General features: G+C 65.4%; 11 protein-coding genes and 1 pseudogene. 3 read left to right on the top strand and 9 right to left on the bottom strand.

The genetic code is table 11. The features are described from left to right. Positions 1-6: 6 nt before the first annotated feature. From ASG52_RS08930 to ASG52_RS08890, 9 genes are all read right to left on the bottom strand, one after another. Positions 7-684, bottom strand: a complete 678-nt coding sequence (locus tag ASG52_RS08930; protein ID WP_056242123.1) for a tetratricopeptide repeat protein — start codon at positions 682-684, stop codon at positions 7-9. A 17-nt stretch (positions 685-701) separates the two neighbouring features. Beyond that, complete coding sequence (locus ASG52_RS08925; RefSeq protein ID WP_056241901.1) at positions 702-1796, bottom strand: Rieske (2Fe-2S) protein; 1095 nt, start codon at positions 1794-1796, stop codon at positions 702-704. A 131-nt stretch (positions 1797-1927) separates the two neighbouring features. After that, positions 1928-4360 (bottom strand): N,N-dimethylformamidase beta subunit family domain-containing protein, encoded by a 2433-nt coding sequence (locus tag ASG52_RS08920; RefSeq protein WP_082552457.1) that lies wholly within the window; start codon positions 4358-4360, stop codon positions 1928-1930. A 103-nt stretch (positions 4361-4463) separates the two neighbouring features. Continuing rightward, a complete protein-coding gene (locus ASG52_RS08915; RefSeq protein ID WP_056241899.1) occupies positions 4464-4904 on the bottom strand; it encodes a N,N-dimethylformamidase alpha subunit family protein in 441 nt (146 codons plus the stop codon). Positions 4905-5191: 287 nt separating this feature from the next. Then, positions 5192-5890, bottom strand: a complete 699-nt coding sequence (urtE, locus tag ASG52_RS08910) for an urea ABC transporter ATP-binding subunit UrtE (RefSeq protein WP_056241896.1) — start codon at positions 5888-5890, stop codon at positions 5192-5194. 2 nt (positions 5891-5892) lie between these two features. Then, a complete protein-coding gene (urtD, locus tag ASG52_RS08905; RefSeq protein ID WP_056241894.1) occupies positions 5893-6633 on the bottom strand; it encodes an urea ABC transporter ATP-binding protein UrtD in 741 nt (246 codons plus the stop codon). Positions 6634-6644: 11 nt separating this feature from the next. Next, positions 6645-7757: an urea ABC transporter permease subunit UrtC gene (gene urtC / locus ASG52_RS08900; protein WP_056241893.1), complete on the bottom strand. Its 1113-nt coding sequence runs from the start codon at positions 7755-7757 to the stop codon at positions 6645-6647. Between the two features lie 70 nt (positions 7758-7827). Continuing rightward, entirely contained in the window at positions 7828-8712 is an 885-nt protein-coding gene (urtB, locus tag ASG52_RS08895; RefSeq protein ID WP_056241889.1) for an urea ABC transporter permease subunit UrtB, read from the bottom strand. Between the two features lie 64 nt (positions 8713-8776). Further along, entirely contained in the window at positions 8777-10087 is a 1311-nt protein-coding gene (locus ASG52_RS08890) for a transporter substrate-binding domain-containing protein (RefSeq protein WP_056241886.1), read from the bottom strand. Between the two features lie 788 nt (positions 10088-10875). Here ASG52_RS08890 and ASG52_RS08885 point away from each other — a divergent pair. The 3 genes and pseudogenes from ASG52_RS08885 to ASG52_RS08880 form a co-directional block, all read left to right on the top strand. Further along, positions 10876-12228, top strand: a 1353-nt coding sequence (locus tag ASG52_RS08885; protein WP_286158996.1) for a carbohydrate porin, incomplete at its 5' end; no start/stop codon positions are given. A gap of 553 nt (positions 12229-12781) precedes the next feature. Continuing rightward, a complete protein-coding gene (locus ASG52_RS28265; RefSeq protein WP_286158995.1) occupies positions 12782-13021 on the top strand; it encodes an ester cyclase in 240 nt (79 codons plus the stop codon). Between the two features lie 529 nt (positions 13022-13550). Then, positions 13551-13874, top strand: a pseudogene (locus ASG52_RS08880) (mandelate racemase); the annotation flags it as partial. Positions 13875-13972: the final 98 nt, after the last annotated feature.

Below are 13972 nucleotides of genomic sequence, written 5' to 3'. Positions count from 1 at the left end.
CCCCGCTCAGGCCGGAATCGGCGCAAGGCGGCCGGGCTCGGTGCGCCGGCTCTGCGCGCGGGCGGCGCCCTGGCGCTTCTCGTCCGCCGACATCTCGGCGATGACCGCCTCCAAGGCGGTCAGCGCCGTACCGACGCCGTGGCCCGCCGCGAGTGAGAGCCACGCGAAGGCCTCGACCCGGTCGCGCGCGACGCCGATACCGTGGGCGTAGAGATGGCCGAGCCGGGCCTGGGACGGGTAGTGCCCGGCCTCCGCCGCGCTCCGAAAGAGTTCCGCGGCGCGGGCCGGGTCCGCGGGCAGGCCGTCACCCTTGGCGAGTAGGGTGGCGAGGTTGTACGCCGCCATGGCGTCGCCGCCCGCCGCCGCGCGCTCCAGCCAGCGCGCGCCCTCGGCCCGGTCCTGCGCCACCCCTTGCCCCATGGCGAGCATGGCGCCGACATTGGTCGCGGCCGGGCCGTGGCCCTGCTCAGCTGCCCGGCGGTACCAAGCGAAGGCCTGCGGCAGGGACGCCGGCACGCCGGTCCCGCCCGCATGGAGCGCGCCGAGCCACGCCTGCGCCTCAGGGTCACCGGCCTCGGCGAGCGGCCGGAACACCGCCAGCGCCCGGTCGTAGGCGCGAGCGTGGAAGGCCGCGACGCCCTCCGCGAGGGTGGGCGCGGGCGCGATGGTCTGGGCAACGGTCATGAACATCTCCCGCACGATCAGCAGCCGCGGCCCTGGGCCGTGACGTAGAGGGGTTGGGTCTGCGTCGGCACCGCACGCGCGCCGACGCGCTCGGCGATGCGCTGCTGGAGCCAGAGGCCGGCGGAGCTGGCGGCAGGTGGGGTCGCGAAGTTGCCGAGCGCGGCCTGCACCGCGACAGCCGAGGCGAGCCGGGCGGCGATCTCGGCCTGCCACGTCGACCAGGACGCTTCGAGGTCGGATGGCGCCGCGCCCTCCGGCCCGAGCAGGCCGATGCGTAGCAGCGTCTGCCCGAGGGCAGTGGGCTGGAGCATGATCGCGCAGGTCTCGGGGCCCGACGCGATCAGGATGAGGTTGGGGAAGTGCAGGGAGATGTCCGCGGCCGCTCCGGTGGTGAGCCGCCCGGTCAGGTCCAGGCTGTGCTGGCCCTCTGCGCGGGGCATGCCCTCGGCTAGGGCCTGGGCGGCGAGCTTCCAGTTGGCGGAAAACTCCGCGCGTCGGGTCTCGCCCACGAGCGCGGCGAGGCCTTGCTGCGCGGTCTCAAGCGGCTCCGCTTCTGGGTCGAGGTTGATCCGGATCAGCGAACCCCAGGGGCGGACCGCTACCGGCAGCAGCCGTTCTGGGCGCAGGCCGAGATATTGGTGCATCGCGGGCGTCGAGCCGCCGTCGGCGGGCAGCACGGTGCCGTCGCGGCTATAGCCGCAGGCTGTGAAGGAGCAGCGGGTCCGGGTGCCGGTGCGGCATTGCAGCGGCACCGCCCGACAGCCGCCGTGTTGGGCCTTGTTGAAGCGCCCCACAAAGCCCCCCGCCTCGTCGCGCTGCACATGGATGCCATGATGGCCGGCGGTGAAGGGCAGAAGGTCGCCCGGCGACGGGATCTCGGCGGCGAGCCCGATTGCGAGCCACGCGCGGGTCCAGACCACGTCGTCCTCCAGTTCGGCAAACGCCAGCGCGCGGTAGGCGGCGGGCGGCAGCAGGCGCGGGGCGGACGGGTCGAGGCTGCCTTCGAAGAAGGCCGGGTCGGCGAGGTCCCATCCCTCTGCGCGGTGGCCGAGATCGGGGCGGTCCGGCACGAAGCCGGCAGATGAGGCTGGAAGGGAGGCTGCAAGTGCCATCGGCTCATCCTGGTGAGCGAGGAGACGGTGGCGGCGCCTTGGGGGCGTCGGCGCCACCACCGCAGCTCCGCCCGCGGAACGGGCGGGCGGAGCATCCGGACGGCCCCCGCCGGAGCGGAGGCCGCGACAGGTCAGGCGGGAAGCGGCTCGCCGCGCTCCGTGCGGCTGCGGTGCTCCATCGGGGTCGGATCGTAATCGGCCCGGCCGCGATGCTTGACCGCGCTTGCAGGCGGGGCCGGTAGCGGGCCGTCCATGGCGAAGCGGTCGAGCACGTTCTTGGTCAGCCGCGAGATGTTGTTGTCGCAGTTGTTCCAGGGCAGCGAGCCGCAATAGGCGATCGACGAGAAGGCGAAGCAGGCGCCACCGTTGGGCGTCTCGTGATAGGCGATATCGCCGCGCACCCGCGGATGGGTGGTGCCGTCGAGCCCCTGCTGGTTGAAGCCGAAATCCTCCATGACGAGGAGATAGGCCTCGGTGTGCCGCCCGGCCGAGGTCGCGACTGTCAGGGTGTGCGGCGGTGAGCCCAGCATCGTGTCGACGATATCGAGTTCGAGGCCTGCCGCGCCGCCGCCGACGAGACCGAAATTGCCGAGTTTTTCGTCGTAGGTGATGCCCTCGAACGCCCACGAGACGCGGGTGTCGAGGCTGTCCGGCGTGCGTGAAAAGTAGCTCGATACGTCGAAGCCTTCCGACGACATGCCGACGCCGGCCACCGAATGCAGGTAGCGCCCGCGGAAGCGCCACATGCCGCCGAGTTCGCCCGTGCCCTGGTGGTAGTACTCGCCGGGATCCGCCCGCCACGTGCGGATGCCGGATTCGCAGCGGCGCATCTCGGTGACGACGCCGCGGCCCTTATCCTCGTAGCCCGGATGGTACGAGTGGACCCAGTACCACGCGTCGGCGCCCATATACATCAGCCGCCCGCCGCGCTGGGTGTAGTTGTGGAGCGCGTCGAGCTGGGTGCCGGAATTGTGCTCCGGGTGCGAGCCGGTGATGATGACGTTGTAGTTCTCGATCCGCGCGAGTCCGTCGTAGGTGATATCTTCGTCGGTAAAGACGTCGTACTCATAGCCCATTGTCTCCAGCCAGTAGATCAGGTGGAGGTCGGCCGGGTACTGCCATGGCGCCTGGGCGAGGAAGTGATCGTATTTGGGCCGGATCGACAGGATTGGCCGCAGGCGCGACGAGATCGAGATGCCGGTGCCGTCGGTATGGGTGTCGTAGATCGAGCCGCCGTATTCACGGTGCTCGGACAGGAACATGTTCTGCTGCTGCATGATCGGCACGCGGTAGATAAACAGTTCCGCGCCGCCCGCATTGCAGGCCACGTGCTCGTTGGCATATGCCATGTAGCTGATCGTCGGCACCATCACGGCGATCTTAGCGGTTTCCTGGCCGAGGCGCGGCACCACCCAGAACGGGATGAACTCTTCGTCACCCTCCGCCGTCGTCAGCTTGGCGGCGTAGAAGCGGCTCTTCACGCCGGTCTCGGGCACGCTCCAAGCGAAGTCCGACACCCAACGAGCGTCGTCTACGTCGTCGTCGTGGAAGCTGATGGCGCCGTATTCCCCCGGGGCATGCTTCCAGTCGAAGTTCTGGCCGGACCAGTTGTGGCCGGTCATGCCGCGGTTGGGGCAGTTCACAAGGGTGGCGTCGAAGTGGTACGGCCCCTCGTCCTTACAGGTGAGCGTGTCGATGCCGACGGAAAAGTTCCAGGCGGCGACGATGCACTCGGAGAGCTTGCCGGTCGGACCGGCATTGCGCCGCTCGGTCAGGCCGGGCTGGGCGCCGGCCTTCATGGTTTCGATCTCGGCGCGCGAGAGCGCCCGGTTGCAGATGCGCGGGCTATCAATCTTGCCGTTATACTTGCCGGCAAAGACCACGCCGGCCGGCTTCGACGAGGCGGCGAGGGAATCGTCGGGGGCCACCTTCTCGACATAGGCGCCGAGCGCCGCGGGCACGGGGGCGTGGGCGATGGCTAAGTTCAGGCGCGCCTCAACCGGGGCGATCTCGGGATCGAGGGCGTAGACAACCTGCGGCTCGTGGTAGAGCGTGACGAGGCCGGTCGCCGCGTCGAAAGTCGCCGCGCAGAAGTGCCAGGCATGGTCGCGGAGCGGCACGCCGGTGGTGATCCGGTGCTCGTTGATACGCAACTCCAGGCTACCGTCCTCGCCGATGAACAGGCCGTAGCCACACTCGTTCGACCATTTGGTCACCAACCCTTGTGGGCCGTGCTTCCAGTAGCGGAGATGGGTTTTCGGCGCCGTCGGCCAGATCCAGCATTGAAGCGTGAAGCTCTCGACATGAAACGGCTTGGCGTCCGGCACATAGGCGTAGGAGCCGCCGTGGATGATTTGCTTTTTGCCCACGTAGGTTCCGTTGACTGCGGCCTCGACCGGCTTGTCGATGTAGCCCGGCCCGCGCGGGTTGGTGTCGCCGTTGATCATCTGGACGATCTCGACCTTATAGTCGGCCGGGCCGTCGCAATTGATATAGAACTGGATCGTGTCGCCGGGATGCACGCCGAACTTATCGGCGTAGCCGGTCAGCCTCATGGTGGTCATCGGGTCAATCCTTCGGGGAACGTCTCTAGTTTGCGCCGGCTCTCGCGCGGGGGCGCCGGGCGGCGTCGTTGACCGCCCGCTGATCGACTTCAGTCCGGCCGGCTCAGGTGATCGGCCAGTTGTCGTCCTTGCGCTTCCAGCCCTCGTGGTAGTGTTCCGGGAATCCGTAATTCTCGGAGAGTTCGTCGAGGCGCATCAGGAAGATCGTGTGTTGGATCTCCTGCTCGTCGATGTAGATCGTGTCGTCGACGAAGACCGGCGGCACGCCGCGGATGCCGGACAGGCGGGCGATCCGCCACTCGGCATCGACCTTCGTACAAATCACGATCAGCTTGCCCTTCGGGCTCTCGCCGCGCATGCGCAGCAGCACCCGCTTGAGGACCGGGTCGGCGTGGACGCCACCGGTCACCACCGTGGTGTCGCCCGGCGTCTCGCACAGCAGCACCGAGTTGCCGGCGACCCCCTTCATCGAGTCCATGCAGGCCTTGTGCGCCGCGATCAGGCGCTCACGCTCGGGCGTGCCCTTCCTCGGGATCGGTTCCATCGTCGTCGCTCCTCGTGATCCCGGCTGCCTCGTTGCGGCCGGACAGGGTTGCAGGCGCGCGCAGACCGCCGGGATTTTCGGCTGGCCACCCGTTCCGACGGAGCAACGCCGCTCCGCTGAGAATTTTTTTCTGTTTACGTTCGTATTATTCGGTATACTATATATGAATGCATTTATACGCCCTATGACTGAGATTAAATCTGATCTGGATCGTCGGTCAAGTCTATAATTATTCTCAATAATCGTTTTTTACGCTGAGGCGAGCCACCCGCGCCTCTGCCGTTGGTTCAGATCGTCATGTGCCGCTCGATCAGTTCGTCGATCATCTCGCCGATTGGGCCGCGGGCGACGATGCGGCCGTTCTCCATCATCAGGAAGGCGTCGCCGAGCTTGCGCGCGACCTTGATGTGCTGCTCGGTGAGGATCAGCGTGATGCCGAATTCCTTGTTGAGCCGCCCCAGCGTCTGGCCGATCTCGGCGACGATGTTGGGCTGGATGCCCTCGGTCGGCTCGTCGAGGAGCAGGATGCGCGGGTTGGTGGCGAGCGCCCGCGCGATGGCGAGTTGCTGCTGCTGACCGCCGGACAGCAGCCCGGCCTTCCGGTGGAGGTTCTGCGCGAGGTAGGGGAACAGGGAGAGGCACAGCTCCGGCACGTCCTGGCGCCCGTCTGTGCGGGCGAAGGTGCCGAGCAGGATGTTCTCCTTCACCGTGAAGTGCGGCAGGATCTGGCGCCCCTGCGGGATGTAGCCGAGGCCGTACTTGGCCCGCACATGGGTCGGCGCCGTTTCGATCGGATCGCCGCCGATGCGGATCTCGCCGGAGGTGCGGTCGGTCAGGCCCATGATGGTGCGTAGCAGCGTGGTCTTGCCGACGCCGTTGCGCCCGAGCACGCACAGGCACTGCCCCTCGGGCAGGCCGAAGCCCAGATCCTTTAGGATCGGCGTCTTGCCGTAATAGGAGGTCACGCGGTCGAGGGCGAGCAGCATCGTCAGACCTCCGGCTCGCCGAGATAGACCTCGCGCACCCGCGGGTCGGCCTCGATCTCGCTGAGTTTTCCCTGCGCCAGGAAGGCGCCCATGTGCATGACGGTGACGACGTCGGCGATCTGCCGGACGAAGCCCATGTCGTGCTCGACCACGATGAGGGTGTTGGTGCGCTTGAGCCGGTTGAGGAAGACGATGGTCTTCTCGATCTCGGCCTCGGTCATGCCCGCCACCGGCTCGTCGAGGAGCAGGATCGCCGGGTTCTGCATCAGCACCATGCCAATCTCGAGCCACTGCGTCTCTCCGTGTGAGAGGAAGCCGGCCTCGACGTCGAGGCGGTCCTTGAGGCCGGTCAGGCTCACCACCTCGTCGAGCTTCTCCGAGAAGCCGGGCGGGCGCCGCCGCAGCATGTTGCGGAACGGGTTGACCTCGCGGGAATAGGCCACCTCGAAGTTCTGGCGCACGCTGAGTTCGCGGAACACCGCGGGCACCTGGAACTTCCGGCCGATGCCGCGCTGGGCGATCTCGTGCTCCGAGAGTGCGGTGATGTCGTCGCCGCGCAACGTGATGGTGCCGGAGGTGGGCTTCTGGCGGCCGGTGATGAGGTCCATCGTCGTGGTCTTGCCGGCGCCGTTGGGGCCGACGAGGCAGCACAGGGTCAGCTCCGTCACCTCCAGGCTGAAGCCGTTGATGACCTTGGTGCCGCCGAAGCTCTTGTGCAGGTCGCGGATTTCGAGAACGCCCACGGGTCCCTCCCTCACTCGCCCGCCGCCGGCAGCCCGGCGGGCTCGGGCCGGGCGTGCTTGGCGGGCTGGCGCGCCGCGTGGCCCAGGATCTTCTCGAGGAGCCCGGCCAGCCCCTTGGGCAGGAAGCGCACGACGACGATGAAGAAGGCGCCGAGCATGAGCAGCCAGGTCGCCAGGAACTGGTCGCCGAGATAGCTCTGGCCGCCCTGGATCAGGAAGGCGCCGAGGATCGCGCCCAAGAGCGAGAGCCGCCCGCCGATCCCGGCCCAGATCACCATGCCGATGCTGAAGGTGGTGTCGAGCTGGGCCGGCGAGACGTACTGGATCAGCATCACCCACAGGCAGCCCGCCACCGCGGCGATGAAGCCGGAGATCGCGTAGATGCAGGTCTCGTAGAGGGCGACGTTGTAGCCGAGGAAGCGCACCCGCTCGGGATCGCCCCGCAGCGCCTGCACCACGAGGCCGAACTTGCTCTGCGTCAGGAGCTTGGCCCCGACCGTGACGGCGACGAGTCCGCCGCAGACGATCCAGTAGGCGGCCTTCCCGTAAGGGTCGATGTCGGTGCCGAACAGGCTCAAGGGCGCGGGCGGCGACAGGCCGTTGGCGCCGTTGGTGTAGGGCTGCATGTCGAGGATCAGCGTGGCGAAGGCCGAGAGCATCGCCAGCGACATGATCGCGAAGAACGGCCCCGAGACCCGAGCGCGGAACATCAGCGTGCCGAACACGACGTAGAACAGCGTCGGCACGACGAGCGCCAGCAGGATGCCGCCGCCCGTGCTCCAGAACGGCTGCCAGAACCACGGCAGGTGCTCGAGGCTGTTGTTGAGCATGAACGGCGGGATCGGGTTCGAGTCCGGATCCTGCGACTGCATCTGCATGGTCATCGCCATGCCGTAGGCGGCCAACCCGAAGGCGATGCCCTGGCCGAGATTGAGGATGCCCCCAAACCCCCAGCACAGGCTGATCGACAGCGCCAGCATGCCGTAGATGCCGTAGACGGCGAACTGGTTGAGCAGGAAGCCGTCGGTAACGAAGGTCGGGATTAGGGCAATGCAGGCGAAGAACAGGCCGTAGACCGCCCATTGCGCCGGCTTGCTGTGGTAGAGGTTCTGCTTCGTCGTCATCGGACAAGACACTCTTCGGACGGCGAGGACGAGTGGGAGCCGGGGGACGGCTCCGTCGATTGCGGATGCCTCATCGGCGGGCTTTGGCGACCGCGAACAGGCCGCGCGGGCGGAAGCGCAGGAACACGACGATCAGCACGTAGAGGAGGAAGCGGGCGAAGGTGTCGTTGGTCAGGAAGGCGAAGACCGACTGGAGTTCGCCCGTCAGTCCCGCCGCCGCGACGCTGCCGAGCAGCGTGCCGCCGCCGACCACCACGACGAGGAAGGCCTGCACCACGTAGGCCGTGCCCATCGTCGGCAAGACGATGGCGAGCACCCCGAAAAGGGAGCCTGCGAGCCCCGCGAGCCCGGCGCCGATGGCGAAGGTCGTCATGTAGACCCGGTCGGCGTTGATGCCGAAGGAGGCCGCCATCTCCTTGTTCTGCATGACGGCGCGCACCTGCATGCCGAAGCGGGTGCGGTAGAACAGCCACGCGGTCGCCGCGACCACGAGCGCGGTGATGCCGATCACGACGAGGCGGAACACCGACAGGCTGGCGAACCCCACCTCGACGTTGCTCTGGAACATCTCCGGCACGGCGATGTATTTCGGGTCCGAGCCGAAGATCAGCCGCACGCCCTGCATCAGCACCAGCGAGACGCCCCAGGTGGCGAGCAGGGTGTCGAGCGGGCGGTTGTAGAGGTAGCGGATCAGCCCGCGCTCGATCGCGAGCCCCACCAGCGCCACCACCACAAAGGAGGCGGGCAGGCACAGCAGGAACGGCAGGCCGAGGAAGGATTGCAGGGCGTAGGAGGTGTAGGCGCCCAGCATGATGAACTCGCCGTGCGCCATGTTGATGACCCCGACGGTGCCGTAGATGATCGTCAGGCCGATCGCGGCGATGAGCCAGATGCTGGCGATGCTGGCGCCGAGCACTAGGGCGTTGGCGAATGGGGCGATGTCGAGAGACGTCACGGGGCCTCCGTCGGGTGGTCCCGGCCGCGGATCGCCCGCGGCCGGAAAGGGGCGCGGAACAGCGTCAGATGACGTTCTTGCGGCTCTTGCCGTCGGGAGCGACGAGGCCCGCGGCGGTGCATTTCCCGGCATTCGGGTAGATCGAGTACGGGTCGGGGGCGACGTGCTCCGCGGCCTGAGAGACGACCTTGAAGCTGCCGTCGGCCTGGCACTGGCCGATCTTGGGCTTCAGCCACGTGTTGAAGTTGTCGCCATCGATCCAGATCAGGCCTTCGGGCGAGACGTTGTCCTCGACCCGCACGCCGCCGCTGACATCGCGGATCATGCGCGAGGTGACCTCCTCGATGTTGCCGGTTTTCTTGATCGCGGCTTCGAGCCCGGCCTTGAACACGTAGGCCGAGAGGTAGGTCTCCTCCATGTTGTAATGGGTGGAGCCATTCTTGCCGTACTTGCTCTTGAGGAAGCTCTCGACGAACTTCTGATTGGTCGGGTTGTCGAGCGTCTGGAAATACGGCGCCGAGAGGAAGTGGCCGGCACCGAATTCGGGGCCCATTGCCTTGGTCTCGATCTCGCCGGTGGTCAGCGAGGCAATCGGCATCGCATCGACCTTGAAGCCTTCCTGCTTGAACTGCTTGTGGAACGCGATGTCCGAGGCGCCGACCACAGTCGAGAAGATGAAGTTCGGCTTGGCGTCGCGGATTTTGCCGAGCACCGGGCCGAACTCGGAGCTGCCGAGCGGGATGTATTCCTCGCCGAGCAGCTCGCCGCCGGCCTCCTGCAGCCAGATCTTGGCGTTCTTGTTCGACTCCTTCGGCCAGACGTAGTTCGAGCCGACGAAGAAGACCTTCTTGCCGAAGTTCTTGACCATGTACGGGATCAGGTCTTTCGAGTGCTGGTTGGCCAGCGGACCGGTACAGATCGTGTTCTGGGTGCATTCCGCACCCTCGTAGCAGGTCGGGTAATAGAGCAAGCTGTTCTGTGACATCACCACCGGCAGGATCGCCTTGCGGCTGGCGGAGGTATAACAGCCGAACAGGGCGATCACCTTCTCGCGGATGATCAGTTCCTTGGCTTTTTCCGAGTAGACGTTGAAGTCCGACTTGGCATCGACGATCACCGGCTGGATCGGATGGCCGGCGATACCGCCGTTCTTGTTGATCTCGTCGATCGCGTACTGCATCACCAGGGTGGAATCTTCCTCCGGAACTGCGAGTTGGCCCGTGAGCGAGAACAACAGCCCGACCTTGATCGGCTCGCCCTTCTTGAGCGTCGCACCCCAGGCCTCGCGGGCGGTCGGAAGCCAAAGATGCGGCGCGGCGATCGCCGCCGCCGCGAGCGAAGACCGCTTCAATAGATTGCGACGCGTGAGGTCCATGTCCGTCACCTCGATTTTGGGGCAAATGCCTGGATTTTCATCGCGCTGCCGATGAAAGCTGCAAGAGATCGCAACTCGTCTTGCATCCGAACGCTACGTCCTGATTTTGCACTGCGTCAAGCGCTATTTTCTCAAAGGGACAGATTTTTTCTCCAAAGGCAACGAAGCGGGCGCGCCAAGGCGGTTGATGGCCCGTGTGGCATCTCTGCAAGGAGGATGCCTCAAAAGCCAAAAATACCAACTACGGTGTTGACCGCATGTCCAAATCGATGTCAGCCTAATAATTGTGGAAGCGGTTGATCAAAAACTACGCATTAGCGCAGTATTTAATCAACATGCATCCGGAATGGACTGCACGTCCGGCGAGCCCAGGCTATGGCAGTCCCAGATTATAACCAGAAATACAACATCAGCCGAAACACCGCTCACGGTTGGCCTCGCGCCGGACGGAGGATCGCGGTGAGCCCCTTTTGTGCACCGCACACGACGGGACCACTCAAGATCTTCCAAGTCTTGTACGAGGCCGGTGCAACAAGGGGACGACGACGATGCGACGCGACGGGCAGGGGGCGGAACGGAGGTTTTCGCGACGAATGGAGAGGTGTGGGGCAGCCGGGTTGCTGCTGGCCGCGGGACTTGCCACAGGAGGCCTCGCGCTCGGCGGGACAACGGCACAGGCGCAGCAGCCCTCGCCGGTCGGCCAGTTCAACGATCAGACGCAGCCGCGCACCGATCCCGCCATCGCCGCCAAGCCCGGCGACCCCGTCCGCGTCGGCCCGCTCGCCCCNTCGCCGGTCGGCCAGTTCAACGATCAGACGCAGCCGCGCACCGATCCCGCCATCGCCGCCAAGCCCGGCGACCCCGTCCGCGTCGGCCCGCTCGCCCCGTGGGCGACCGACATGGCCGCCCGAGGGCTGACCTTCGACATCAACATCTACGACTTCTACCAAGCCAACCCGACCGCGGGCCTGCGCCGCGGCGAGCAATCGAACTCGGCCTATTTCGTGCTCAGCATGACCGCCGACATGCAGCGGCTCGCCAACATCAGCGGCGGCACGATCAAGTTCACCCAGACCTTCTTCGGGCTCGTCCGCAACACCAACCACGCCGCCGACATCGGCGACACCACCGTCGGCTACCAGCCGCCGTTCACGCCCAACAACAACCGCCTGTCGCTGCTCACCTACGAGCAGAAGCTCCTCGACGACCGCCTCGTGATCGAGCTCGGCCGCACCCATCCGGATCGGTATTACGGCCTGCCGCCGTGCAACTCGATCAACTCGTGCTTCCAGGACCTGTTCTACTTCAACGCCGGCTTCACCTCGCCGCTCTTCGCGGTCTGGGGCGCCAACGTYGCCTACCAGCTCTCGCCGGAAAGCTACATCCAGGCCGGCGCCTTCACGGTGAACCCCAACACCAACGTGCTGTCGGGCTACGACTTCGGCTACGAGCGCATCGCCGGCGCGCTGGTCATGACCGAGATCGGCACCAAGACCACCTACGCGACCACCGCCTATCCCGGCCGCGTCTCGCTCACCGGCTTCGTCAACACCGCCGACCACGAGGACAACTTCAARACGATCTTCGGYACCTCGAAGGGCCTCAACCCGGGYGATCCGGTGCTGCAGAAATCCGGCACGTCGGGCGTCGTGCTCACCGGCGCGCAGACGGTGTGGCGGGCCGATGGCGGGCTGATCACCAAGGGCGACCTCAACCTGCACCCGACCGCGATCTCGGTCTACACCGGCACCGGCTACGCCTTCGACCCGACGATYCCGATCCGCTTCAACTCGTTCGCCGGCGTTCTGCTGGAAGCCCCCGACCCGAGCCGGCCGAACGACACCTACGGCCTCAAGGTCAACTGGCAGCGCCTCAACGAGAACTACACCCAGTTCCTGGCGGACGCGAACTTCATCTCCGGCGGCTCGGGCGCCCCGTATTCGCGCGACAAGCTGATCTTCGAGGCCAACGCCCATCTCGACATCGGCAAGGGCGTGATCCTCGAGCCGGTGGTCCAGTACGTCGTCAACCCGAACTCGTTCTGGAACCCCTACACGGCGCGCCGCGCCAAGGATGGCTTCTACGGCGGCTTCACCCTGGTCGTGCCGCTCGGCACCCTGCTCGGCCTCGCGCCGGGCTGACGGGCTCACTCGAATGCAGCAGCCCGAAAGTGAGTATCCATTTCGGGCTGCTACCATGAGGAACTTGCGGTCATCGGACCCGCACGTGGTGTCAGACGTTTGATCGTATCCATGACGGTAACGCCATCGAATGTCGATACGATTGGGATTTGATACTGTCTTTATAGTTCTTAGGAGATACACTAATCTTCTCATGCTCTGTCTTATATCAAAAAAATGTATGAACCGTAGGCAGAAGGCGAAAGATCGACGCCGTTTTTTGCAATGGATCTGTGAGTGACCACGGCCGATCCGAACCCACGTAAATACCGACAAAAACTGTCGTGTATTTAATATAAATTGCTGAACATAAGAAAAGAATCGGGCCAACATATCTGCAGCGTGCATGCGCTCCGGGCATCATTCGCGGCGATGGGAAGAGGATAATACTGACATGGGCGACATCACGACGGTTGCAAAGACTTTCTTCGACTCCTGTGAAACGGGTGGGGGCTGAGAAGCCTGCGAGCGCTATTGCACGGCTGACGCAACTTTCGCAGCCCAAGCCGATGCCTTGGCCGGCATCACTTCGTTGAGAGACTACACTGAATGGATGAAGGGGCTCCTAACCTTCGTTCCCGATGGTCAGTACGAAGTAAGATCTTTCGCTGCAGACGAGAAACGCCAAAACGTTGCTGTTTACGGGGTTTTTCACGGAACCCATACCGGCGAAGGCGGCCCCTGCCCACCAACGGGCAAGAGCACATCAACCGACTACGTCTATGTCATGACGTTTGAGAGAAAAAAATTGTAAATTTGACGAAAATATGGAACGATTGTCTTGCAGTGAAAGAATTAGGCTGGGCTTAGCAGTTGCAGTCTTCGGGCGACGCAAGGCGTCCGTCTTTGTCGTTGGGCGGGGCGAGCGTCAAACGACCGCCCGACCCTCCACATCGCGACTGCAAAAGCCCCACCGAACCCCAGCGCCACAAGCAACAGATCTCAGCATTAGGGTAGGCCTGTGCGATGCCATGGGCGTTCCAAGCCTATCTCCACGAGGTCCAGATCACGTTGGGTGGCCGTCCTATGCTTTTGGACATCGAACTTGTACTAAAGCGTGGCCACTTATCCGGTTAACGGAGCCCGCAAGACTACGCTGCTGCGCGTTCGGGCGGCTCTGGTCCCGCCCGGCCGAGGCCGCGTGACCATCGATGGTCACGCGGCCTCGGGTATGAGCCGCGACGAGAGGGTGCGCCGCATTGCAGTCCTGTCCCAGGGCGCCGTGATCGGCGGGCCCATGCGCGTGCGCGAGATCGTGGCGCTCGGTCGTCTGCCGCGCCGCCGTGCTCTGGTACGAGGAGGTCGGCGACCCGCTCGACTACGCCCTGCAAGCGGCTTTGTCCGAGTACTGCCCCGGCCCGATGGCGACCGGCGAGAACCTGTTCTCGCATCAGGATGCCCGCAACCTCCTGCGCTACGGCGGCATGCGTCCGGACCGGGACTACCTGCAGTTCGACTGCGCCCTGTCCTACGGACTGGTCGAGTACCTGTGCACCCTCGACGTGCTGCACCAGTTCGGCTGGTCGCCCTCCCGCTGCATCCCGCACGGAGGTCACCAGATGTCGCTCAACATCGCGGCCGGCCTCGGGCTTGGCGGCAATGAGAGCGGTCGTGTCCCGTGACGTGGTGTAGGAGCCCCGGTCCTCGGGAGGGTCCGAGGATGATCAGGCGGCCACGGCGGACAGCCTGAGGATGGGATCCTCGC

This window comes from Methylobacterium sp. Leaf456 (assembly GCF_001425465.1).
Taxonomy (GTDB): domain Bacteria; phylum Pseudomonadota; class Alphaproteobacteria; order Rhizobiales; family Beijerinckiaceae; genus Methylobacterium.
Note: the sequence above shows the minus strand (reverse complement) of the source record. Positions and strands in the feature narration are given on the sequence as shown.

What these genes read in the sequence shown, in the direction of transcription:
- ASG52_RS08930 (WP_056242123.1), bottom strand. Translation starts at nt 684, where the DNA reads ATGACCGTTGCCCAGACCATCGCGCCCGCGCCCACCCTCGCGGAGGGC.
- ASG52_RS08925 (WP_056241901.1), bottom strand. Translation starts at nt 1,796, where the DNA reads ATGGCACTTGCAGCCTCCCTTCCAGCCTCATCTGCCGGCTTCGTGCCG.
- ASG52_RS08920 (WP_082552457.1), bottom strand. Translation starts at nt 4,360, where the DNA reads ATGACCACCATGAGGCTGACCGGCTACGCCGATAAGTTCGGCGTGCAT.
- ASG52_RS08915 (WP_056241899.1), bottom strand. Translation starts at nt 4,904, where the DNA reads ATGGAACCGATCCCGAGGAAGGGCACGCCCGAGCGTGAGCGCCTGATC.
- urtE (WP_056241896.1), bottom strand. Translation starts at nt 5,890, where the DNA reads ATGCTGCTCGCCCTCGACCGCGTGACCTCCTATTACGGCAAGACGCCG.
- urtC (WP_056241893.1), bottom strand. Translation starts at nt 7,757, where the DNA reads ATGACGACGAAGCAGAACCTCTACCACAGCAAGCCGGCGCAATGGGCG.
- ASG52_RS08890 (WP_056241886.1), bottom strand. Translation starts at nt 10,087, where the DNA reads ATGGACCTCACGCGTCGCAATCTATTGAAGCGGTCTTCGCTCGCGGCG.